This window comes from Pseudarthrobacter sp. MDT3-1 (genome assembly GCF_054510755.1).
Map to the genome: position 1 here is coordinate 205123 of NZ_JBTNDX010000004.1, position 23069 is coordinate 228191.

General features: G+C 66.0%; 16 protein-coding genes. 6 read left to right on the forward strand and 10 right to left on the reverse strand.

All coding sequences use genetic code 11. The features are described from left to right. The first annotated feature begins 100 nt into the window (after positions 1 to 100). Positions 101 to 238: a hypothetical protein gene (locus tag ACX80X_RS04935; protein ID WP_167349828.1), complete on the forward strand. Its 138-nt coding sequence runs from the start codon at positions 101 to 103 to the stop codon at positions 236 to 238. After that, complete coding sequence (locus tag ACX80X_RS04940) at positions 235 to 1389, forward strand: N(5)-(carboxyethyl)ornithine synthase (RefSeq protein ID WP_252599168.1); 1155 nt, start codon at positions 235 to 237, stop codon at positions 1387 to 1389. Before ACX80X_RS04935 ends, ACX80X_RS04940 begins: the two co-directional genes overlap by 4 nt. A gap of 69 nt (positions 1390 to 1458) precedes the next feature. Here the strand turns inward: ACX80X_RS04940 and ACX80X_RS04945 are convergent, their stop codons facing one another. Further along, positions 1459 to 2859 (reverse strand): MFS transporter, encoded by a 1401-nt coding sequence (locus ACX80X_RS04945; RefSeq protein ID WP_459311402.1) that lies wholly within the window; start codon positions 2857 to 2859, stop codon positions 1459 to 1461. A gap of 160 nt (positions 2860 to 3019) precedes the next feature. Here ACX80X_RS04945 and ACX80X_RS04950 point away from each other — a divergent pair, with 160 nt between their 5' ends. After that, complete coding sequence (locus ACX80X_RS04950; RefSeq protein ID WP_459311404.1) at positions 3020 to 3874, forward strand: LysR family transcriptional regulator; 855 nt, start codon at positions 3020 to 3022, stop codon at positions 3872 to 3874. A gap of 604 nt (positions 3875 to 4478) precedes the next feature. On the opposite strand, the gene ACX80X_RS04955 is transcribed toward ACX80X_RS04950, so the two are convergent. Together ACX80X_RS04955 and ACX80X_RS04960 are read right to left on the reverse strand one after the other, a co-directional pair. Continuing rightward, positions 4479 to 7958 (reverse strand): proline dehydrogenase family protein, encoded by a 3480-nt coding sequence (locus tag ACX80X_RS04955; protein WP_459311406.1) that lies wholly within the window; start codon positions 7956 to 7958, stop codon positions 4479 to 4481. A 399-nt stretch (positions 7959 to 8357) separates the two neighbouring features. Then, positions 8358 to 9821, reverse strand: a complete 1464-nt coding sequence (locus ACX80X_RS04960; RefSeq protein ID WP_058930841.1) for an amino acid permease — start codon at positions 9819 to 9821, stop codon at positions 8358 to 8360. A 154-nt stretch (positions 9822 to 9975) separates the two neighbouring features. On the opposite strand from ACX80X_RS04960, the gene ACX80X_RS04965 reads away from it, so the two are divergent. The 3 genes from ACX80X_RS04965 (at position 9976) to ACX80X_RS04975 (ending at position 12412) form a co-directional block, all read left to right on the forward strand. Then, positions 9976 to 10902, forward strand: coding sequence for a LysR substrate-binding domain-containing protein (locus ACX80X_RS04965; protein ID WP_252599172.1), 927 nt, complete (start codon positions 9976 to 9978; stop codon positions 10900 to 10902). A 106-nt stretch (positions 10903 to 11008) separates the two neighbouring features. Beyond that, positions 11009 to 11434: an aspartate 1-decarboxylase gene (gene panD, locus ACX80X_RS04970; RefSeq protein ID WP_248763631.1), complete on the forward strand. Its 426-nt coding sequence runs from the start codon at positions 11009 to 11011 to the stop codon at positions 11432 to 11434. A 51-nt stretch (positions 11435 to 11485) separates the two neighbouring features. Beyond that, positions 11486 to 12412 carry an AEC family transporter gene (locus ACX80X_RS04975; protein ID WP_252599173.1) on the forward strand — a complete coding sequence of 309 codons (927 nt, stop codon included), beginning with the start codon at positions 11486 to 11488 and terminating at the stop codon, positions 12410 to 12412. A gap of 222 nt (positions 12413 to 12634) precedes the next feature. On the opposite strand, the gene ACX80X_RS04980 is transcribed toward ACX80X_RS04975, so the two are convergent. From ACX80X_RS04980 to ACX80X_RS05010, 7 genes are all read right to left on the reverse strand, one after another. Next, on the reverse strand, positions 12635 to 15274 hold the full coding sequence (locus ACX80X_RS04980; protein WP_252599174.1) for a trehalase-like domain-containing protein: 2640 nt from the start codon (positions 15272 to 15274) through the stop codon (positions 12635 to 12637). Positions 15275 to 15472: 198 nt separating this feature from the next. Next, positions 15473 to 17584, reverse strand: coding sequence for a hypothetical protein (locus tag ACX80X_RS04985; protein WP_252599177.1), 2112 nt, complete (start codon positions 17582 to 17584; stop codon positions 15473 to 15475). A 2-nt stretch (positions 17585 to 17586) separates the two neighbouring features. After that, positions 17587 to 18672, reverse strand: coding sequence for a glycoside hydrolase family 130 protein (locus ACX80X_RS04990; RefSeq protein ID WP_252599179.1), 1086 nt, complete (start codon positions 18670 to 18672; stop codon positions 17587 to 17589). Between the two features lie 3 nt (positions 18673 to 18675). Continuing rightward, positions 18676 to 19608: a carbohydrate ABC transporter permease gene (locus ACX80X_RS04995; protein WP_374209993.1), complete on the reverse strand. Its 933-nt coding sequence runs from the start codon at positions 19606 to 19608 to the stop codon at positions 18676 to 18678. A gap of 1 nt (position 19609) precedes the next feature. Further along, positions 19610 to 20575 carry a carbohydrate ABC transporter permease gene (locus tag ACX80X_RS05000; protein ID WP_252599181.1) on the reverse strand — a complete coding sequence of 322 codons (966 nt, stop codon included), beginning with the start codon at positions 20573 to 20575 and terminating at the stop codon, positions 19610 to 19612. A gap of 12 nt (positions 20576 to 20587) precedes the next feature. Beyond that, positions 20588 to 21889: an extracellular solute-binding protein gene (locus ACX80X_RS05005; protein ID WP_252599182.1), complete on the reverse strand. Its 1302-nt coding sequence runs from the start codon at positions 21887 to 21889 to the stop codon at positions 20588 to 20590. A gap of 35 nt (positions 21890 to 21924) precedes the next feature. Then, positions 21925 to 23001, reverse strand: a complete 1077-nt coding sequence (locus ACX80X_RS05010; protein ID WP_252599183.1) for a LacI family DNA-binding transcriptional regulator — start codon at positions 22999 to 23001, stop codon at positions 21925 to 21927. Between the last annotated feature and the right edge of the window lie 68 nt (positions 23002 to 23069).

The window sequence follows — 23069 nt, forward strand, 5'->3', positions numbered from 1 at the left end:
GGCGAATCCCACTCCAAACGGCCATCACCCGGGGGCCGTTAGGCCCAGCCGTGTATCGTCAGAAGTCAGGAACCTCTTCGGTTCCGCTACAGGAGCAATCATGGCTGACAAGTCCCCGCGTCAAGCAGCATCCAAAAAAGCCGGCAAGTCCATCAAGGAAAAGCGCGCCGACAAGCGGGCCGCCGGAGCGCCGGCCACCTCCCTGGACATCACGTCCAAGGCCGCAAAAAAGAAGTGAGTGGCCAACAGAGCCACCTGACCCTCGGCGTCCTGGCATCCACCCGGAAACCGGACGAACGCCGCCTCCCCATCCACCCCCTGCATTTCGAGCGGATCGCTCCGGAACTGCGCCAGCGCATCATCCTGGAGCAGGGCTACGGTGAGCGCTTCGGCGTCTCGGATGACCAGCTCTCAACCCTCGTGGGCAAAATGGCCACCAAGGAAGCACTGCTGGCGGAGGCCGACGTCGTACTCCTGCCCAAGCCACAGCCTGAGGACCTCGCGGAACTGCGCGACGGCCAGATCCTCTGGGGCTGGCCGCACTGTGTCCAGGACCGCGCCATCACCCAGCTGGCCATCGACAAGAAGCTCACGCTCATCGCCTTCGAAGCGATGAACCACTGGGCGAGCGACGGCGGATTCGGGCTACACGTGTTCCACAAAAACAACGAGCTGGCCGGCTACTGCTCGGTGCTTCATGCGCTCTCGCTCACCGGCTCTACGGGTGATTACGGCCGCCGGCTCAGTGCCGTGGTGATCGGCTTCGGCGCGACCGCCCGCGGCGCCGTGACCGCGCTGAACGCGCATGGCATCCACGACGTTCAGGTGCTGACCAACCGCGGAGTTGCGGCGGTTGGTGCCCCGATCCACTCGGTCAACATCGTCCAGTTTGATCACGACGACAAGGCCCCCTTCCTGAGCCAGGTCATCACCGAGCGGGGCCGGGTACCGCTGGCGCCGTTCCTGGCCGAGAGCGACATCGTGGTCAACTGCACGCTGCAGGATCCGAACAATCCGCTGACTTATTTGCGGACTGAGGACCTCGCGGCGTTCAGCCCGGGCAGCCTGATCGTGGACGTTTCGTGCGACGAGGGAATGGGCTTCAGCTGGGCGCGCTCCACCACGTTCGCAGAACCGATGTTTACCATGGGCGACCACATCAACTATTACGCGGTGGACCACAGCCCGTCCTACCTCTGGAATTCCTCCAGCTGGGAGATCAGCCAGGCCCTGCTGCCGTTCCTTGAGACAGTCATCGGCGGCCCCGCCGAGTGGGACGGTAACGAAACCATTTCCCGCGCCATCGAAATCCGCGAAGGCGTGGTCCTCAACAAGGACGTGCTGGAGTTCCAGCGGCGCGAGGCCGAGTACCCGCACCTGCCGGCGTAGGCTCTGCCGCCTTGGGCCGCGGCGTAGGTGCCGCGGCCCAAGGTCTGCAGCCCTTTACGCCGTGGCCCCCTACGCCGTGGCCACCCGGCGGACGATCCGCAGCGGGTGGCGGCGGTCCTTGAGGTCCACCCTGAGCGCCAGCGCGCCTTTTCGGGCCAGGACGACGGCGACAGTCACCGCGGCGAGCGCCGGCACCCCGCCGGACACCATGAGTGCCACATGCGGGTCCACGTGCTCGGCGATCCACCCGAGCATGGGCCCGCCGATGGCCTGGCCGCCGATCAGCACCATGATGTACAGGCTCATGACCCGGCCCCGGATGCCCATGTTGGAGCTGATCTGGACGAGCTGGTTGGAGCCGGTGAGGAACATCAGGCACCAGAATCCGGACAGGACCATCACCACGCTAAACCAGAGCATGGACGGCGCCAGGGCGGCCAGGCACAGCATCAGGCCATACATTCCGGCACAGAACACCACGGAGCGGAGCCGCAACTGGCGGCGCCGTGTGGACGCGACAGCACCGGCCAACGCCCCCAGTGCCACCAGGGCGTTCAGAAGGCCATAGCCGCCGGCGCCGACGTCGAACACGTGGTCCGCGAACGCGGCGAGCAGCACGGGCAGGCTCATGGCGAAGACGGAGATGAAGCCGGCCATCAGCCACGGCCAGTAGATGGTGGGCTTGCTGAGCGCATACTGCAGTCCTTCCCGCAGCATGCCCTTCTTCTTGGGCGCAGGGGCACTAACGAACAGCTGGTTCTTGCGCAGGAGCAGCAGCATAGCCACGGTGGAGCAGCACGCCAGCGCATTCACGGCGAAGGCCCAGCCTGCGCCGACCGCGGTGAGCAGCAGTCCCGCCAGTGCCGGACCGATCAGGCCGCCCAGCTGGAACGTCGTGGAGTTGACGCTGATGGCGTTCCGGAGGTATTTGGGGCCCACCAGTTCGTTGACGAACACCTGGCGCGCGGGCTGGTCCAGCACGGTGACCAGGCCCAGCAGCAGCGCGATGACGTACACGTGCCACACTTCGATGGCACCAGTCAGGGCAAGCACCGCGAGCGCTGCCGCGAGGACCGCGGCGACGCTCTGGCACAGGATGAGGATCCGGCGCTTGGCGAACCGGTCCGCCATCATGCCGCCCCACGGCCCCAAGAGCAGCGACGGCAGGAACTGCAGTGCCACGGTGATGCCCACGGCGGTGACGGAACCGGACAGTTCCAGCACCAGCCAGTCCTGGGCGATCCGCTGCATCCAGAGGGCGACGACGGCGACAAAGTGCCCGATCGCGAAGATGCGGAAATTGGGGACTTTCAGGGAGATAAACGTGTGCCGCCAGGGGAGGTGTTCACTAACGACGGCGATGGGTTGGGTCTGGGCGGAGGCGGCGGTAGCGGACGCGGAGGCGGAGGCGGAGTCGGAGTCGATGACGGGCTGGCTGACGGTTGCCGACGTTGGCGGTGGGGGTGCCACAGGGATGTCCTCAGGGAAGCGGGCGGACTGGGATGCTTCCCACGCTAGGCTGGTTCAAGGTGATTATGTAGCCCTATCTCGCCTATAACTAGCATTACAAAGCGTAATATTGCCCACTCTGACGTGGGTGGACAGTCAGCCGCAGCCAAAGGAGTCCACTGTGTACGAACCCACCCAGCTCCGTTCCTTCCTGGCCGTAGCCGAGACGCTCAGCTTCACCAAGGCGGCGGAGCGCCTGGGCTTGGCACAGCCGACCGTCAGCCAGCATGTCCGCAAGCTGGAGACGGCGGCGAAGCGCATCCTCATCAGCAGGGACACCCGCGATGTCCGGCTCACGGACAACGGTGACGCGATGGCCGGCTTCGCCCGCACCATCCTTTCGGCCCACGATGCCGCCACCCGATACTTCTCCGGCTCGGCCATGCGCGGCCGGCTGCGGTTCGGCACGGCGGACGACCTCGCCATCACCGGCCTCCCCCGGATCCTTCGCGAGTTCCGCCAGGTCTATCCACAGATCAACCTTGAGCTCACCGTTGGCCAGAGCGACCAGCTGTACAAGAAACTCAATGCCGGCCAGCTGGACCTGGTGTTTGTGAAGTGGGTGGCTGGCGTCAAGGACGGCACGGTGGTCCAGCACGACACCTTTTCCTGGGTGGGGCTGGAACAGACGTCGCTGGAGCCCGGGCCTCCCGTACCGCTGATCTCCTACCCCTCCCCCAGCCTCAGCCGGAAGCTGGCCATCGATGCACTGGAATCAAGCGGCCGGACCTGGCGGATCACGTGCACTACCCGGCAGATCAGTGGTGTCCTGGCGGCACTCCGGGCAGGCATCGGCGTGGCTGTGATGCCGACGTCGCTGGTTCCCGAAGACCTCAAGATCATCACCCGCCGGTTCGACCTGCCTCCAGTGGGCGATGTGGATTTCACCCTGATCCGCAACCCCCTGGCGAACGCCGAAGTGATCGATGCATTGACCCAGACCATCGTCGGGCGGACGCTCAAGAAGTCGGTTTGACCGAATTTGCCGCAGGAATCAGGGCTGGAAACGAACCATTGAAGTAAAAGCCCGCCTCCTCTATGCTGGAATATCCATGGGTCAAGCAGAGGCCGGTTCAATACTACGAGTGCGCCCTGCAGCCCATGATGCGGCCGCACTCGGGATAGGCAGCCAATGACGACAGCCGAGAACACCCATTTACACACTGTTTATACCCAGCGACATAGCACTGCACGGCCGCTGGTCACCCATCATTCGAGCCACACCACCGGCATTTCGCGGGCCGCCGAGTACATCGGCAAACCCACTTGCGACAAGTGCGGCACGGATGAATTCATTTACCTAGAGTCCTACATTCCACCGGTTTACCGGCGTGACGGGGCGGTCAGGACACTGGGCGAAGTCGCCTACACCTGCACCCGTTGCGAAGATTTCTCGGCCCACAATGTTCCTGCATCGTGGACTCCCCCAGGCTGGTATCTGGGCTAATTACCAACTGTCTCCAGGCTCGCCCCCCGCGCAGCCACCTGATCACTACGCAACCATTCGACAGCGAAGGCCCGGCAACCGCCCCGAAGGCGGCCACCGGGCCTTTCGTGTTTTTGTTGGGTTTTCGACCCGCCTAGATCAGCTCATCCGAGAGGTGGTTCGGGGTGCCGAAGCGGTGGGCCGTGATGCTGATGGCCTGCTCGTGCAGGAACGGCAGCAGCTCCACCCGTCCGGCCTCGGTGACCACGTGGGCGTAGATCGCCAGGTCCGGCCGCCCGTCCGTGGCTTCGGCGAGTGCGGTGGCGTCGCCGCCGATCAGGCGGATCCGCGCACCGGACAGTTTGCCCGCCGCGGCGAGGCGTACCGCCGAAGCCAGCCAGCCGGCGTCGGACTCAACCGTGACGTTGACGTCCAGCCCGGTGAGCACGGCGCGCAGCTGGGCGGGAAGTTCGACGGCGGTGGACACGGTCAATACCGAACCGGCCAGGACGCCGGCCGCCACAGTCCGCACCAGGTGCGCCAGCGCGCCCCCTTCGGAGAGCCGCACGGTGACCGGCAGCGCACGGTAGCGGAAGATGTTCCGCTCCGCGCTCAGTCCGGAAACGTCCTTGGCGGTGCCGAACTCGTCGACCCAGGCCTGGGCGTCGGAGGCCAGGGCACGCTGCAGGGATTCCAGCTGGGCTGGTTCCAGGGCGCCCGCGGCGGCGTTCAGGATGCGGCCGACGCCCGCGTTGGTGACGCTTTCCGCGGCTGAGGCTTCCGCACTGACCCAGTACCCGAGGCCGGTGAGGTAGTTGGGTCCGCCGGCTTTGGTGCCTGCGCCGACGGCGGACTTCTTCCAGCCGCCGAACGGCTGGCGCTGCACGATGGCGCCGGTGATGCCGCGGTTCACGTAGAGGTTTCCGGCCTGGATGGAGTCCAGCCAGGTGCCGAGCTCGTCCGGGTCCAGGGCGTGCAGGCCGGCGGTGAGGCCGTACTCGACCTCGTTCTGGATGGCGATGGCCTCCTCCAACGTGTCAGCGGTCATCACGCCCAGGACCGGTCCGAAGAATTCGGTGAGGTGGAAGTAGGACCCGCGGCGGACGCCGTAGCGCACTCCCGGGCTCCAGAGGCGGCCGGTCCCGTCGAGCTTGCGGGGTTCCACGGCCCAGGTTTCGCCGTCGCCGAGGGTGGTGAGGGCGTTGAGGAGCTTGCCGTTTGCGGGCTCGATGATCGGGCCCATCTGGCTGGTGGGGTCCTGCGGGTAGCCCACCTTCAGCGAGGTCACGGCGTCAACCAGCTGGTTGTGGAACCGTCTGGACTTAGCAACGGAGCCCACCAGGATCACCAGGGACGCGGCGGAGCACTTCTGGCCGGCGTGGCCGAACGCTGAGTACGCCACGTCCTTGGCGGCCAGGTCCAGGTCGGCGCTGGGGGTGACGATGATGGCGTTCTTGCCGCTGGTCTCGGCCAGCAGGGGCAGGTCCTTGCGGAAGGAACGGAAGAGTTCGGCGGTTTCGTAGCCGCCGGTCAGGATCACGCGGTCCACGGCGGGGTGGGAGATCAGCTGCTGGCCGAGTTCACGCTCGCCGAGCTGGACCATGCTCAGCACGTCCTTCGGGACGCCGGCTTCCCAGAGTGCCTCGATCATCACGGCACCGCTGCGGCGGGCCTGCTTGGCGGGTTTGATCACGACGGCGGAGCCGGCGGCGAGTGCCGCGAGGGTGGACCCTGCCGGGATGGCCACCGGGAAGTTCCACGGCGGGGTCACCACGGTGAGCTTGGCCGGGACGAACGTGGCGCCGTCGACCATTTCCAGCTTCCGGGCAGACTCGGCGTAGTAGTGGGCAAAGTCCACGGCTTCGCTGACCTCGGGATCGCCCTGGTCGATGGTTTTACCGGTCTCGCTGGCCATGACCTCCAGGAGGTCGGCGCGGCGGGCTTCGAGGACATCGCCGGCGCGGTGGAGGATCTCGGCGCGCTGGTCGCCGGTCAGGGCGCCCCAGGCTTTGCCCTTCTCTACAGCGGTGGCGATGACGGTGTTGAGGGTGTCCGCGTCCGTGATGGTGGCGGCTTCGACGGCGGCGTTGCCCAGCCTGGAGGACGGGACACGATCCAGGATGGCCCGGCCCCAGATGCGGTTGGCGGGCAAGGACGGGTCAGTATCCGGCGTATTCGCGAACGCGTCACGCGGCAGGGGCTGCGGCGGGAGGCTGCGGTTCTGCTGCCGGTTGGCCGGGGGGACCTCGCCGTCGAGCTTGTCTAGGGAGGCGAGGAAGCGCTGCTTCTCGCGCTCGAACAGCACTTCGTTTTCACTGAGTTCAAACACGGCGGACATAAAGTTGTCCTGGCTGGCCCCCTCTTCGAGGCGGCGGATCAGGTAGGCGATGGCGACGTCGAACTCGGCCGGGTGCACCACCGGGGTGTACAGCAGGAGCGAGCCGACGTCTTTCTTGACGGCTTCAGCCTGGCCCTGCGCCATGCCCAGCAGCATCTCGAATTCGATGCCGGACTCCACGCCGCGCTGCTTGGCGAGCAGCCAGGCGAAGGCGATGTCGAAGAGGTTGTGGCCGGCCACGCCGATCCGGACGTTGTTGATCCGGTCCGGGTGCAGCGAGTAGTTGATGACGCGCTTGTAGTTGGTATCCGAATCCTGCTTGGTGTGCCAGGTGGCCAGCGGCCAGTCGTGCAGCGAGGCCTCCACCTGTTCCATGGGCAGGTTGGCGCCCTTGACCACGCGGACCTTGATGGCGGCGCCGCCGTTGGTGCGGCGCTCTGCGGCCCAATCCTGGAGGCGGGTCATGGCGGCGAGTGCATCCGGGAGGTAGGCCTGCAGCACAATGCCGGCCTCGAGGTTCTTGAACTCGGGCTTGTCCAGGATCCTGGTGAAGACCGCGATGGTCATGTCCAGGTCCTTGTATTCCTCCATGTCCAGGTTGATGAACTTGGCCTTCTGTCCCGCGCCGGCGAAGGACGCGGCTTTGGTGAACAGCGGCGTGAGCTTCTCGACGACGTGCTCCACGGCCTCGTCGAACGCCCACGCGGAGTGCGGGGCCACGGTGGAGGACACCTTGATGGAGACGTAGTCCACGTCCGGGCGGGCCAGGAGCGTGTGGGTGCCCGCGAGCCGGCGGGAAGCCTCATGCTCGCCCAGGACGGCCTCGCCCAGGAGGTTCACGTTGAGCTTGATGCCGTCCTTGCGGATCTTGGCGATGGCCGGGCCCAGCTTGGCGTCGGTGGCGTCAACAATCAGGTGGCCCACCATTTCGCGGAGCACACGGCGGGCGATCGGGATGACCACCTGCGGAACGACCGGCGCCATGGTTCCGCCGAGGCGGACGGCGCTGCGCATGTACCACGGCAGGAACGCCGGGACCTTGGGCGCCAGGGCGGCGAGGTTTCGGGCGGCGACGTGGAGGTCTTCGGGGCGGACCACGCCGTCCACGAAGCCCACCGTGAAGTCCAGGCCGTTCGGGTCCTTCAGCACACCGGCCAGCTGCTCAGCCGAGGCATCAACAGGAACTTTCGAAGCCTCGGTCAGCCAGCGGCGCACCAGCGTGATGGTGTCCGCCGCGAGGGCACGGGCCTGCGGGACGTCTGTCTGTCCGGTGGCTTCCGTTGCAGTGTGAGTCATGGTTTGCTCGTTCTTTCCTTGGTCTGGAAGGGGTCTTATTCATCAGTATGAACTTGCAATCACATAAGATAAAGCGATGTTTTCTAAGCAATACAGGTTAGGAAACCCAATGCTTTGATTTGCCGTCCAAACGGTCAGGAAATCCCCACTTTTGGGCAACGCTCTCTCACTTAAAGCGGGTTTTTGGGCGACCCTCCCTCACTTCCTGCAGGTTTTGGGGCAACGCTCTCGCACTCAATGAAAAACGGACGAACCCTCCCCACAGGATGTGAGAGAGGGTTCGTCGTTCGCGCCCCGAAAGTGAAAGAGCGTTTGGTGAAAACGTGCAGGAAGTGAGTGAGCGTCCGGGGGTGGGTGGGCCGGAACGGGTGGGCGGGTGGACGCCCGGGAACCCGGGGGTCAGCCGATGGGGCGGTGCATCTCCACAATCTCCTCGTGGCGTGGGCTGTCCGGGTTCATCAGGGAGTGCTTGCGGCCGTAGAAGAAGTAAATGGCCAGGCCGATAACCAGCCAAACACCGAACCGCGCCCAGGTCTCCCAGTGCAGCTGGAACATGAGGAAGGCGGACGCCAGCACACCGAAGGCCGGAATAACGGGCATCAGCGGCAGGCGGAACGTGCGCGGGGCGTCCGGCTTCTTGTAGCGGAACACGATCACGGCGAAGCAGACGACGACGAACGCGGCCAGGATGCCAATGTTCGTGAGGTCCGCGACGGCCTTGATGGGGAACACGCCGGCCAGCAGGGCGGAGGCGACGCCGGCAATCCAGGTAACGCGCTGCGGGGTTCCGTGCCGGTCCGTCTTGGCGAACCAGCCTGGCAGCAGGCCATCGCGGCTCATGGAGAACCAGACACGCGTGACGCCCAGGAGGAAGGTCAGCATCACCGTGAGGATGGACAGGACGGCGAAGACCGAAATGATGGTGGCGATGACGGGCAGACCCACGCCGGTGAAGGCGGAAGCGAAGCCGGCCGTGGGGTCGATGTCCTTGTAGTTCTGCATGCCGGTCAGGACTAGGGTGGCAGCGACGTAGAGCAGCATGGCGATGATCAGCGAAAGGATGATGGCCTTCGGCATGTGCTTCTTGCCGTCCGTGGCTTCTTCCGCCGCGGTACTCATGGCGTCGTACCCGAACACCGCGAAGAAGACGGTCGCGGCACCGGCCAGGACGGGCCCAAAGCCGCTGGGCATAAACGGGTTGTAGTTGTTGGTGTCGATATAGAAAACGCCGAGGCCGATAATGAACAGGATCAGGATGACCTTGATGGCCACGGCTACGAGTTCAAAACGGCCGAATGCCTTGGTGCCGCGGGACAGGATCCAGGTCACCAGGAGGCAGACGACGATGGCGGGAATGTTGACGATGCCGCCCTTACCCTCATCCGGCGTGGACGTCATCCAGACAGGCATGTTAACGCCGATTCCCGACAGGAAGGCGTCGAAGTACCCCGAAATGCCAATGGCCACCACGGCCACAATGGCAATGTATTCGAGCAGCAGGTCCCAGCCGATGAACCATCCAATCACCTCACCCAGAGCAACGTAGCCGTAGGTGTAGGCGGACCCTGCGCGCGGAATCATGCCTGCAAACTCGGCGTAGGACAGGGCAGCCGCGGCGGATGCGAGACCAGCAACAAGGAACGAGATCAGCACAGCGGGCCCCACTCCGGGAGTATCTTCGCTTCCGGCCGCGACCAACCCGGCGAGGGAGAAAATTCCAACGCCGATGATGCCGCCGACACCAATGGCGGTGAGCTGCCAGAGCCCGAGGGACTTGAACAGCCCGCTGTGCTTGTTTTCTTCTTCGATATCGTCGATGGGCTTGCGCCGCATAATCGACTGGGACATATCTCTTGTGCTCATCAGGAACTCCTGCGTGGGGTGCGGCCCCAACACGGCGCCCCGGCGAGGGGCTATGACGGGGGTAACTCAGGTACACCAGTATGCAAGCGCAGTTGCGTTAGATAAAGTGACTACTTCTAACCTATATTCATTAGATTCATCAAGGAATGTGGCCATGCTCGATGTCCGGCGCCTGCGGCTTCTCCGCGAACTGAAGATCCGGGGCACCCTGGCGGAGGTGGCGGAGGCACTGCAGTACAGCCCGTCGTCGGTCTCCCAGCAGCTTGCCCTGCTGGAAAAGGAAGTGGGCGTGGAGCTGCTCCGGAAGACGGGGCGGCGCGTGCAGCTGACGCCCCAGGCCGAAGTCCTGGTGGCCCACACCGCCCAGCTGCTCGAAACCATGGAGCAGGCTGAAGCAGACCTCGCGGCGTCGCTGACGACTGTCACGGGAACCGTCCGGATTGCGGTGTTCCAGTCCGCGGCCTTGGCGCTGATGCCGGACACGCTCACGCGGATGACGGCGGAGTACCCGGAGGTCCGGATCGAAATGATCCAGCGCGAACCCGAAACGGCACTTCATGAGACGTGGGCGCGCGATTTTGACCTGGTCATCGCCGAACAGTATCCGGGCCACGCCGCCCCGCGGTACCCGGAGCTGGACCGCATCAAGCTGACCACTGACGTGATCCGGCTGGCCGTTCCGCCGGCCGCTCCCGGCCGGCCGCCCATCACGTCGCTGGAAGATACTGCCGCGCTGCCCTGGGTGATGGAGCCCCGCGGCGCGGCATCCCGGCACTGGGCGGAGCAGGCCTGCCGGAGTGCCGGGTTCGAGCCCGATGTGCGCTTCGAAACAGCCGATCTCCAGGCGCAGATCAGGCTGATCGAGTCCGGAAATGCCGTGGCGCTGATGCCGGACCTCGTCTGGACCGGCCGCGGCACCACCGCCCAGCTGCTGGACCTGCCCGGCAACCCGCACCGCACCGTGTTCACATCGGTGCGCCGCTCCAGCGCGCAGCGGCCGGCCATCCTCGCCGCCCGCGAGACGCTGGCCGCCACCGCCACCTCAGTAGCAAGGACGGACGACGGCGGCGCATCGAGTTAGGTGCCGGATCGCCCGGTCACGTGCGGGTAGGCGGGGAAACAGCTTCCGCCGGCATGTTCAGTGCGTCACAGCGCGATCCGGGTGCCGACGCTAGACTGGGCGGGTTATGAATCGCACAATGTTCAAGTCCAAAATCCACCGGGCCACCGTCACGCATGCCGACCTGCACTACGTAGGATCGGTCACCGTTGACCTGGACCTGCTGGATGCTGCCGATATCCTTCCCGGCGAGCTCGTGGCCATCGTGGACGTGACCAACGGTGCGCGCCTGGAGACCTACACCATCGCCGGCGAGCGCGGCTCCGGTGTCATTGGCATCAACGGGGCAGCAGCCCACCTGATGCACGAGAACGACATCGTCATCCTCATCACCTATGCCCAGATGACCACGGAAGAGGCCCATGCCTACACCCCGAAGGTCATCCATGTGGATGAGGACAACAAGATTGTCCAGATCGGAAACGACCCCGCCGAGTGCCACACGCCCGGCCTGATGCGTCCGCCGTTCGCCCTGAACAACGCCGCCCTGTAGCCGGAGCGTGAGTCCGGGCAGCCACCGCCGCCGCAGCCTCGGAGGCTTTTCTTGGTAGGCGTGCTGCAGGGCTTCTTTGTTGTCTGGTTCATCATCATGGTGGGCTGGTTCGTCGGCCGCCAACGGATCCTGGGCGACAACGCCCGCCAGGTCCTCAGTGGCCTGACCTTCTTTGTGGCCAGCCCTGCACTCCTCTTCGAGACGCTCAGCAAAGCGCAGCTGCGGGAAGTCTTCGCGGAACCGCTGCTGGTCACGGCTGTGTCCGCCGTCTGCACCGCCCTTATCTTCTTCAGCATCGTCAAGTTCGTCCTTAAGCGCGCGTTGCCGGAAGCACTGATGTCCTCGATGGCCGCTTCCCTGGCCAACTCCGCGAACCTCGGTATTCCCATCGCGGTATATGTTCTGGGCGACGCCAGCTACGTGGCACCGCTGCTGATCTTCCAACTGGCGTTCTTCACACCGATTTTCCTGATGATCCTGGACGCCAGCACCAGCTCACACCGCACCACGCCCTGGGGATTCATTCTGATGATCCTGCGGAACCCGATGATTGTTGGCTCGGGCCTTGGCCTGCTGGTGGCGGGGACCGGTTGGAAGGTTCCGCCGCTGCTCCTGGAGCCGATCCACCTCATTGGCGGCGCTGCGATTCCGGCCATGCTGATCGCCTTCGGCATGAGCCTGAACGGCAGCCGGCCATTGCAGGCCGCCGCCGGCAGACGCGTGGACACTCTCCTGGCCAGTGCCTTCAAACTGGTGGTCCAGCCGGCCATCGCCTACGTTTTTGCCCGCTTTGCCGTAGGGCTCGACGGCCCGGCCCTGTTCGCGGCCGTCGTGGTGGCGTCCCTCCCCACCGCGCAGAACGTTTTTGTTGCCGCCAGCCGCTACCAGACCGGCCTCACCGTGGCCAAGGACACCGTCCTGATCACCACGGTGGTGGCGGTACCTGCCATGATCGGCGTCGCGCTGCTGCTGAACTGATTGGCTGCTGAACTGACCAGCGGTTTGTGCTCCCGCTAGGTTCCCTCGTCACGCCAGGCACGCTTTTAGCGCCCGACGGCGGCGCCCACCGCGCAGTTCCGCGGCAGGCCGCCGTCGTGCTTCCCAAAAAGGCGCTGTGCGTGATAAACCGGCGGAAAAAACCAGCGCGCACGAGCAGTTGGGGCCCTCCCGACAGGGCCTCAAGTGTACGTTCGCGCCGGGTTATGTCCTTTTGGCCTCTGGCTTGTGCCGGTCCAGGATCCGGGCGCAGCGGATGAACCCCAGGTGCGAGTACGCCTGCGGGTGGTTCCCCAGGTGCGTCTCCGTACTGGGATCGTATTCTTCGGGCAGCAGGCCGGTGGGGCCGAAGAGGTTCACCAGCTGGTCGAACAGGTCCCAGGCCTCCTCGATCCTGCCCACCGCAACGTACGCCTCAATCAGCCAGGTAGTACAGATGTGGAAGCCGCCCTCCAAACCCGGCAGGCCGTCGTCGTACCTGTACCGGAACACGGTGGGGCCCACCCGCAGTTCCCTTTCCACGGCGGTGACGGTGTCCAGGAACCGCTGGTCAGTGACATCCAGCAGGCCGGAGAGCCCGATGTGGAGGACGGCTGCATCCAGGTCGGGGCTGTCGTAGGCCACGGTGTAGGACGCGGCCGAGTCATCCCAGCCTTCGCGCAGGACTTCCTCCCGGATGGTTTGCGCCGTCGGTTCCCACGACGGATCCGGCGTCCTGCCGTGCCGGTCGGCGGTCCGCAGTGCGCGGTCCAGCGTCACCCAGCACATCACCTTGGTGTAGACGTGGTGCCGCGGCGCCCGCCGGGCTTCCCAAATGCCGTGGTCAGGCTCGTGCCACCGGGCCAGGACGGCGGCCGCCATCTGCACCAACAGGTCCCAGTGGCCGTCCTCGAGGCCACCATTCCGTGAGCTGACGCCGTGGATCAGTTCAGCCACCGGCCCGAAGACATCGAGCTGGACCTGGTGGTCTGCGGCGTTGCCGATCCGGACCGGCCGGGACCCCGCATACCCGGGCAGGCTGTCGATGACGGCCTCCGTGGACAGCGGCGCCCCCGTCACCGAGTACAGCGGATGCAGCCATTCCGGGCCCGGTGCATGTTCGAGGATCCGGCCCAGCCAACTGAGGAACCCGGCCGCCTCCGCCGTGGAGCCCAGGTCCACCAGCGCGTTCACCGTCATGGAGCCGTCCCGCAGCCAGCAGTAGCGGTAATCCCAGTTCCGTGTGCCGCCGATTCCTTCTGGCAGCGACGTGGTGGGCGCGGCCAGCACGGCACCCGTGGGCTCGTGCACGAGGGCGCGGAGGACCAGCGCTGAGCGGCGGACCAGCGATGGCTTCACCGAGGGCAGTTCCAGTTCCTGCACCCAGCGGCGGGAGTGGAGCGCCACGCCCGCCCGCCGGTCCGTCTCCCCGCGGGGGTCCGCCAACGCAGGCTCGGTGTCGCCGCAGCGCAGGTTGAGGACCACCGGCCCGTCCTGGAGGTTGACCGAAGCGGTGGCGGTGGCATGGAGGCCGTCCGAGGTGATGGTGAAACTGACGCCCGGGGCAAAAAGGAAAATGGGATCGGAGGTTCCCACCACATGGAGTTCATCGCCGCGGGCCTCCATGCTGAACGGCGCGTTGGCGTAATCCGGCCGGGGCGCGAAGACGATCTTGGCGCCGCCGGTTCCGGAGAGCACCCGGACCAGGCTGGTGATCCCTTCCGGTGCCGGCTCCAGGTAGTCCGTGACGGTTACGTCCGCCCAGCGCGTCTCCACGATCATGGTGCTGTCCACGTAGCGCTGGCCCAGAACCTGCGAGGCCTTGAGCGGCTCTACGGAGAAGTGCCCGGCGGCGTCCCCGCCCAGGATGTGGGCGAACAGCGACCCTGAATCCGGGAGCGGGTGGCTCATCCAGCAGACCTTGGCATCCGGAGTGACCAAAGCGGTGGATGATCCGTTGCCGATCATCGTGTGGCGCTCGAGCCCCACTGCGTCCTCGCCGAAAAGCCAAGCCCGCCGCAGCTCGAACAGGAGGGCCAGGACGCGGGCGAAGGATTCCGGGTCCCGCAGCCGGTGGGACGCGCGGGTCTCCCCCGGCCCCACTCGTAACCCCAGGTCCGGGCCGCGGAGCGTGGCGATGGCCATTTCGTCGCTGTGGGCGTCCCCTGCGTACAGCGCAGCACTCGCGCCCAGCCGGGACCGGAGGTTTTCCAGGGCGTCCGCCTTGGCCGGTTCCATCACCGAGAGGTCCAGGACCGAACCGTCCACGATGAAGAACAGCCCATGGGCCCTGGCGATCTCCCGCGCCGTTTCCGTCACGGCCTGCACCACCGTCGGGGAGGCCGGCCGGGTGTGCACCGACACGGCCACCGGCTTCCGCTCGATCCAGATTCCCTCCTGGAAACCCACGGCCTCAGTCAGCGCGGTGCCTACCTTGTGGAGCGTGGCTTCGGTGGCGAGGTCCTGGACGTGGGCGAAGGCCATGTCCGACTCCGCGCCATGCGAGCCGATGAGGTGCACCTCCGCGGGCAGCCGTGACACAGCGGCGAGGTCACGCAGCGAGCGCCCCGAGATGACGGCGGCATGGGTGTTGGGTAGGGCGGCCAGGGCGCGGAGCGCGATCGCGGCGCTCCCCAGGGGAAGGGTCTCGGTGGAGATTCCCTCCGCGTCGCACAGTGTTCCGCCGTAGTTGCAGGCCACCAGCAGCCCGGGGACACGGGCGAGGACCTTCAGTTCGGCCAGGAGGGTGGGGGTGAAACCTTCGTCCGCCAGGTCCGACTGGATGAACGTCCGGAGCAGGCCCAGCGGCAGCGATCTGGTCAGCAGGGCGGAATCCGCCACGCTCTGGTTCAACGGCGTAGCCATGCGTGCACTCCTTCAGCAGAGCCTGGCCCGGAAAGGCCGGAGGGGCCGTATCCCATGTTTCCGCCGGGTGGTTTCGCCTGAATGTCCCGGCTATTGCCACCGTGTAAAGTCCGACGGCGGGACCCACCCTCCGCCGCCGGCCTCGCGTCACGTCGTGTCACGCAGCCTCCCGTCGCGTCGTGTCACGCAGGGCAGGCCTTAACGCCCGACGACGGTCAGCGTCGCCAGGGTGAAGCCGCCAGGGGCCACCGTGACGCGTCCGGACGTGGCGCCGGCGCTGCCGTTGGAGCCCTTGACCGGCTGGCCGGCGGAGTCGTACTGGCGCTGGACCAGCACAAACCCTTCCGGCACGCCCACCTGCCGTACGGTAGCGGACTTGGCCGCGCTGACGTACAGCGTGGAGTCGCCGCCCGAACCGGAGACGGACACCGTGGAGATCAGCGGCTGGACCAGGAGTGCGTCCAGTGCCGCCTGGCCGTCGGTGCTGGCGGTGACCGAGGTCAGGCCGGCAGCGAGGGCGCGCCGCAAGGTGAACGGGATGAGGATGCCGGGGGCATCGGTGATGCCCTGCGCCCCTGCCCTGCCGTTGGCCGTGGTGCCGAGCAGGCCCTTGGCCGAGGTCCAAGTGGTCGTGCCCGAGGGCGCAATCACCTGATTCACGATGGGGAAGATGTTGCTGGGCTGGTCCGCTGCCGGCAGCGGGATGGAAAGGCTGCCACCCGCGCTGAGGTCCACGTAGGCGCCGCCGGAGATGTTGGCTTCGCCCGTCCAAGACGACGGCCGCACCACTGTGCCGTTGCCTGTGATGGTGCCGGCTTCGGCTTCCACCACGTTGAGCCCGTTGGTCCCGTCGGTCACGCTGATTCCTAAGGCCTTGGCCCGGAGGTCCGGGTCGGCGTCGAGGGCCAGCATGGTGAGCAGCGCGTGGATGGTGGATTCGGCGCCGGAGTTGGGGTTGATCCGGCCGTCCGTTTCGATCCCGTCGATGGCCGTGCCGGTGGCCGGGTTGTAGGCAGGGGCGCCGTTGGGGTTGGCGCCGAAGAACCAGCCCGCGGCGATGGCGGCCACGTCCAGGAGGCCCGGGGCATCAGCGGCTTCCGCCGTCGCCACCAGGCTTTGGACGCGGGAGTCCACGCCGTATGCGATCTGCGCCTCGCCGGGAGCGGGGCTCCAGGCGTTGTCCGGACCGCCCGCTGCGAGCAGCTGCGGCGTGAACTGCGCGGTGTCCTTCACGGCTGCCGTCAGCAGGTCAGGCCGGTCCAGGACAGTGGAGGCGGTGGCAACAGCGGCCGGAGCCATGCCGCCCCACGCGTGCCAGAGGCTCTGGGACTTGTTCCACGGCATGATCGCGCCGAACGGCCATTGCGTGGCCGAGCCGGAAGACATAGCGGCCACACCCTCGCTCAGCCGGGACAGCGCCGTGGTGGCCACGGCATCGGACGGAACGGTCTCCACGTACGCGGCCAAGCCCAGCACGGCCTCGGCGGAGGCATCCGCGCCGCCAGCAATGAGCCAGGCCGGGACCTGGACGCCGTCGGCGGTGTCGAACGTTCCGTACTTGGCGAGAGACTGGCGGTTCAGGGCACCCAGGGACAGGTGCAGCCGGTCCTGCAGGAACGCGGCGAACTCCGGATCCGACCCCGCAAACCCTGCGAAGCCTTCGCCCAGGGCCCACACCGTGCGGGCCAGCCAGTAGGACTCCGCGGAGTCGGACGGATCCGGCAGTTCCACGGGAATGGCGCTGGGGTTCAGGCTGCCGTCCGCCTGCTGCCAGAGGATGACGTTGCCGGCGTTCGGGCCGTCCACCGTCTGCAGGTAGGTGAGGGTACGAAGGTTCTGGAAGGCGTGCTCCTTGCTCGCCAGGTCCCCGGTCTGCTTCCAGTGCCGCAGGTACACCACGGCGGTGCGGGCGATATCGTCCGCGTTGTAGGCACCCTGGGTCCAGTCACCCGTGGCCGGATCCAGGTCCCCGCCGCCCACGCGGTCATAACTGCCGTCGTCGTTCTTATCGGCGTAGGTCCACGGCGCTTCGGCCTCGGGGTCCTGCTCGAGCTGGTAGGTGGTGTGCCCGGCCACCGGAGCCAGCGGCACCGTGTCCAGCAGGAAGTCGAGGTGGTCCAGGTTGGTCAGACTCCCGCCGTCGGCCAATGCGGGTTCCAGGACGGGTGCCGCCGTTGCAGTGTGCGCACTGGCGGACGACGGCGGCGCGGCAGGGGCCGCCGTGACGGCACCTGCCTGCAGCGAAACAGCCAGCATGGAAACGGCCACCGCCGTCACCACCGGCCGTGTGGCCTTCGGTGAAGGCAGCACCGTCAGATCCGGTCCAGTTTGGCGACACCGATTTTGGAGTCGGCCATCCCGTAGAACACAAACAGCTGGTCGCCGATTTTTTCGATCGCGGTGGGGAACACCACGTTCGGCACGATCCCGGAGATCTCGTCCTCGGTTTCCGGCGCCAACAGCGGCTTGTCGCTGCGGGCGATCACCGTGGAGGGATCGTCCGCGGACAGGATCATGGCCGCGGCGGTGTAGTTAACGTTCTGCTGCTGCTCGAAGGCGGAGGCGGCCATCTTTCCGGCCACGCCGTGGTGGATCAGGAGCCAGCCTTCGTCCACGCGGATGGGGGGCGGGCCGCCGCCGATCTTCAGTTCCTCAAAGGGGAACTCGCTGAGGGCCACCAGCCGGTGCTTGCCCATGTGCACCAGGTTGCGCAGGTCGCGTTCGACGTCGGCCACGGCCACGTAGGAGATCCAGATGCCGGGGCGGTTGTCCGTGACGCCGGCGGGCAGGTGCTCGCCTTCGCCGGGACGGATCCAGCCCAGGTCCCACATGGGGCGGTGCAGCATGGCGTAGGAGGGCACGCCGTCGGGGTCGTTCACCGGCTCCGGGAAAAACACTGCATCCTTGTTGGGAAACAGGTTCAGGTCCATGGAGAGATCGGCCTGGTACTCGAAGAAGCACGGGCCAAGGCGGTCCCAGTTCCGGAGGTCCTCGGAGTGGGCGAAGGCGAGGCGGGGGCCCAGCGGGCCGTAGGCCACGTAGGTCATGAGGTGCTTGCCAAGGGCGGGCACCCAGGTGGTGCGCGGATCCTCGGTGCCGGCATTGTTCATGCCGCGTTCCCAGCCCTCGTCCGGGGCCAGGACCACGCCCTCGCGTTCCACGCCGCTGGGCACGCCGTCGTCGTTGATGACCACCTTGGCGAGCCCCACACGGGACACGTTGCCCGTGGCCACAAGCCGCGGCAGCAGGTACAGCTCGCCGTCCGGGCCGCGGCCGCTGGCGGGGTTGAGGACGCCTTCGGCTTCGAAGTAGTTGCCGGGCTCGGGGGTCATGATGACGCCGGCGCGGGTGAGGGTGAAGGGGACAGTGGGGAGTGCTGAAGTGTGGGGGGAAGTCATGGATTAGCCCTTTACGCTGGAACCGATATTGGTGGAAATGAACTGGCGCTGGAAGAAAATGAAGAGTGCGACGGCGGGGGCCGCCAGCACGCAGGCACCGGCAAGGATGGCACCGAACGGGTTTCCGGCCTGGCCGGCGATGTTGGAGATGAAGTTGGCCAGTGACACGGCCAACGGCTGCAGGGACTGCTCCTTCGTGACCAGGAACGGCCACAGGAACTCGTTCCACGGGCCGATAAAGGTCAGCAGCACGGCGGTGACGATGGCAGGACGGACCAGCGGGATGGCGATCTGCCACAGGATCCGCAGCTCCGAGGCGCCGTCGATCCGGGCGGCCTCAAACAGGGTTGAGGGCAGCTGGAGGAAGTACTGGCGGAACACAAACACCGCCGTGGAGTTGATGGCGAACGGCATGATCATGCCCAGGTAGCTGTCCGCGAGGCCGTAATCGCGCACGATCATGACGTAGAGCGGGATGAGCAGCAGCTGGAACGGGATCATCTGCACCAGCAGCATCATCCCGAACACCACGCCGCGGCCACGGAACTTCATCTGCGCCAGGGCATAGCCCACCAGCAGCCCGAAAATCACCGTGAAGAGGATGACGCCGCCGGTGAAGATGCCGGAGTTGAGCAGGCCGCGGAACAGGTTGATGGACTCGTTGATCTGCACATAGTTCGCGCCGGTGATGTTGGCCGGGTTGGGAAACGCGCCGAAAATCGACGTGTCCGGGGCAGTCTGCAGTGAACCGATGAGCATGTAATAGAACGGGAAGAGGAAAACGAAGGCGCCCACGCATAGCAGGATGAAGCTGCCCACGCCCAGGTTGCGGCGTTTTTCGACGCCCAAGTCGGGACGAAGGACAGGTTCCGCTGGTTCCGGACGCCGGCTGGCGGCGTCGTCGTTTTTGGCGTTTTGTGCGTTGGTGACGGACATGTCAGTCCTCCTTCCCGCCCACGAGGCGTTTCTGGATCAGGGCGATCAGCAGGACGCCGATCACCAGCACCACACCCAGTGCGGCGGCGACGTCGGGGTTCCCCTGCAGGAGGCCCCGCTGGTACATGATGAACACCGGGGAGGCCGAGGCCCCGTCCGGACCGCCGCCGCCGGTCAGCAGGTACGGCTCGGTGAAGAGGTTTGCGCCGGTAATGGTGGCCAGCAGCGTGACCAGGACGCTGGCGGGCCGGACGCCTGGCACGGTGATGTTCCAGAACTGGACCCACTTGTTGCCGCCGTCCACGGCCGCTGATTCGTACAGCTCATCGGGGATGTTCTGCAGCGCCGCGAGGTAGAGCAGGATGAAGAATCCCAGCTGTTTCCACGTCACGTACAGGGCCACGGTAGGCATGGCCAGCCACGAATTCACCAGCCAGGACGGGGTTGGGGCCAGGGGCCCCAGCAGCGTGTTCAGCAGCCCGTTTTGTTGGAAGAGGAACAGCCAGACCCCGACGACGGCGACGCTCGCGGTCACATACGGCACGTAGTAGCTGAGGCGGAAGAACGTCTTGAACCGGGTGATGCGGTTCAAGGCGTTGGCCAGCAGCAGCGACAGGCCCACCGTGAGCGGGACGTTGATGATGAGGAAAACGCCGATGTTCAGGAACGAGCGCTGGACGGCGGGGTCTGACAGGACGGTGATGTAGTTGTCGAACCCTACAAACGGCCGGTCCACCTTGACCCGTGGTGCCGTGAAGAAGAAATCGTGGAAGGAAATGTAGACGGCGTAGCCGAGGGGGAACGCCAGGACGGCCAGCACGTAGATGACGTACGGGGCGCTGAACAGCAGGCCCAGCGGCTGGGGGCCCAGGAAGTTCTTACGCTTCCTGGGCACCAGCCGCCGGTCCACCGGTCCACCAGCCGGTTTCCCCGTGACGGGGTTCCCACTAGAAGAGCGGAGTGACATTGGGGGTCACCGCTACTTCTGGGCTACCAGTTGGTTGATCTTGTCGGCCGCGTCCTTGAACGAGGTGTCGATGCTTTCGTTCCCGAAAATCACGGCCTTGGCGTAGGCGGTGCGGAAGGTCTGCCAGACCTCAACCGAGTTGGAGACGTTGGGGACCTCCACAGTCCGCGCGGCCTGCTCGGCGAACTGGGTGTAGGCCGGGTTCTTGGCGAAGTAGTCCGAATAGACCGTTTGGAGGTCCTTGCGCATGGGCATCTGGCCGGTGTCGGTCAGCAGCTTGCCGTCCTGCTCCTCGCTGGTGGCGAACTTCATGACCTCCCACGCCGTGCCCTGGTTCTCGCACGCGGAGTACATGGCCACGTTCTTGGCATCGGAGAACGTTGAGGCATCAGCCTTGGCCGCTGCGGCCGGGACCGGGACCGCACCCCAGTTCACCTTGTCCTTGTAGGCGGCAATGGCCCACGGACCGGCCATGGACATGGCCGCCTTGCCTTCGGCGAATGAATCGCCCTGGTAGACCTCCTTGGAGGCAAGTTTCTCCTTATAGAGGGTCTCGAACATGGTGGCTACCTGTTTGCCCTCCTCGCTGTCGAACGTGGCCTTGCCGTCCTTCACCAGCGGGGTGCCGTCGGAGTTGGCGGCGTAGAAGGAGTAGAAATCGAACCAGGCCTGGAAGAAGTCACTGGCCGGTGATGGCCACATGGCGTTGGTGGCAGCACCTGAGGACACCAGGGTCCGGGCGGTGTCCAGCAGTTCCTGGTGCGTCCCCAGCTTCGGGTTCTCCGGATCCAGCCCGGCCTTGGCAAACATGTCCTTGTTGTAGAAGAGGACAACGGGATTGGACTTCCACGGCAGCTGGTACATCTTGCCGTCCGCGGACTTGTACTGGTCCGCCAGGTCACCGGTGCGGTCCTTGATGTACTGGAGCCCGTCCGGGAACTCATCCAGGGCCACCAAACCACCCTGCTTCTGGAACTGGGGAACTGCGACAGGCGCGGTGTTGAAGACCAGGCAGGGAGCGTTGCCGGCCGTGATGGCTGCACCGATGACTTCCTCGGAGCTCTTGCCGGCAGGGATCTCCTGCGCATCGATCTTCTCGTCCGGGTGGGCGGAGTTCCAGGATTCCACCATCGCCTTGCCCCACTTCACCTCGAACTCGTTGTTGGAGTACCAGATCTTGATGGGCCCCTTGGCGGACGTGGCCGAACCGCCATCGCCGCCCCCTCCGCTGCCGCCGCAGGCAGCCAGGCCTGCCCCCATTACGGTCAGGGCGGCCACTGACAATATTCGCGTGGCTTTGGTAAAGCGCTTCATTGCGACTCCTTGATACTGGTCCCGGTGGGGATCTGCTACGGGTTGGTGTGCTTTTTTGCTTGCTTTGGGTATTGCTGGGGGACTGGCTTGGTGGTTGTGGATGGGGCGGGGCCGGTGGAGGCGCGGACCAGCAGGGAAGGTGCCTGCAGGTCCGTATCCTCACCGGAGTGGGTGCCGTTGAGCTGGTCCAGGAGGGCCTGCGCGGCAACTCTGCCCCAGCGCATGGGGTCAGTGGAGATGGTGGTGAGTGGCGGGTTGAGGTATTGGGTGAACTCTGCGTTGTCGTAGCCGGTGACTGACAGGTCACCCGGGACGTTCAGGCCCTGAGACTGGGCGAAGGACTGGCCGGACGTCGCCATGAGGTCGTTCGCATAGACAATCGCGGTGGGGCGGTCCGGCCGGCGGAGCAGTTCCGCGGTGGCGGCCACTCCCCCGGGCGCCGTGAAGTCAGCCTCCGCGAACAGATCCGCTGCCAGGCCGGCAGCGGCCATGGCCGCTTCCCAGGCCCGGCGGCGGCTGCGGCCGTGGATGTATTCCTGGGCGCCGCCCACGTGGCCGATCCGGACGTGGCCCAGGGCCAGAAGATGTTCGACGGCGGCCGTGATGCCGTCCGTGTCATCCATGGACACCGCGGGGAAGGGTGAGTCCGAATCCGGCCTGTTGAGCGTCACGGCCGGCAGCTTGAGCTCGCGCAGCAGGCCGATCCGGGAATCATGGTGCCGCACATCGGTCAGGATCACGCCGTCCACGCGGCCGCCGTCGGCCAGTTTGCGGTAGGCCCGCTCTTCGGCGCCGGGGGCGGTGGCAACGCTCAGGACCAGCGTGTAATCGTGCTCGGCGAGGGTGGTCTCGATGCCCGCAATGAACGCCGGGAAGAACGGGTCCGTGCCAAGGAGCTTTGGGTCGCGGGCCACCACAAGGCCCAGCGCGTAGGCCTTCGCGGAGGACAGGCCCTTGGCGCGGAGGCTCGGCTTCCAGCCAAGCTCTTTGGCGACCTGCAAGATCCGGCCCCGGGTGGCGTCGCTGACTCCGGGCTGGTTGTTCAGCGCATACGAGACAGCACCTTTGCTGACCCCGGCCGCATGGGCGACGTCGCTGATGGTTACTGCCATGATGTGGGACCCTTCAGGTTTCGGGTCCCATGACTCACGCCACTGAACCGGTTCAGTAGCCTCTACTA

Bases quoted from the DNA above. Each gene is read 5' to 3' on its own strand.
- ACX80X_RS04980 (WP_252599174.1), bottom strand. From the start codon at position 15,274: ATGGCTACGCCGTTGAACCAGAGCGTGGCGGATTCCGCCCTGCTGACC.
- ACX80X_RS04965 (WP_252599172.1), top strand. From the start codon at position 9,976: ATGCTCGATGTCCGGCGCCTGCGGCTTCTCCGCGAACTGAAGATCCGG.
- ACX80X_RS04990 (WP_252599179.1), bottom strand. From the start codon at position 18,672: ATGACTTCCCCCCACACTTCAGCACTCCCCACTGTCCCCTTCACCCTC.
- ACX80X_RS04995 (WP_374209993.1), bottom strand. From the start codon at position 19,608: ATGTCCGTCACCAACGCACAAAACGCCAAAAACGACGACGCCGCCAGC.
- ACX80X_RS04960 (WP_058930841.1), bottom strand. From the start codon at position 9,821: ATGAGCACAAGAGATATGTCCCAGTCGATTATGCGGCGCAAGCCCATC.
- ACX80X_RS05000 (WP_252599181.1), bottom strand. From the start codon at position 20,575: ATGTCACTCCGCTCTTCTAGTGGGAACCCCGTCACGGGGAAACCGGCT.
- ACX80X_RS05010 (WP_252599183.1), bottom strand. From the start codon at position 23,001: ATGGCAGTAACCATCAGCGACGTCGCCCATGCGGCCGGGGTCAGCAAA.
- panD (WP_248763631.1), top strand. From the start codon at position 11,009: ATGAATCGCACAATGTTCAAGTCCAAAATCCACCGGGCCACCGTCACG.
- ACX80X_RS04955 (WP_459311406.1), bottom strand. From the start codon at position 7,958: ATGACTCACACTGCAACGGAAGCCACCGGACAGACAGACGTCCCGCAG.
- ACX80X_RS05005 (WP_252599182.1), bottom strand. From the start codon at position 21,889: ATGAAGCGCTTTACCAAAGCCACGCGAATATTGTCAGTGGCCGCCCTG.
- ACX80X_RS04935 (WP_167349828.1), top strand. From the start codon at position 101: ATGGCTGACAAGTCCCCGCGTCAAGCAGCATCCAAAAAAGCCGGCAAG.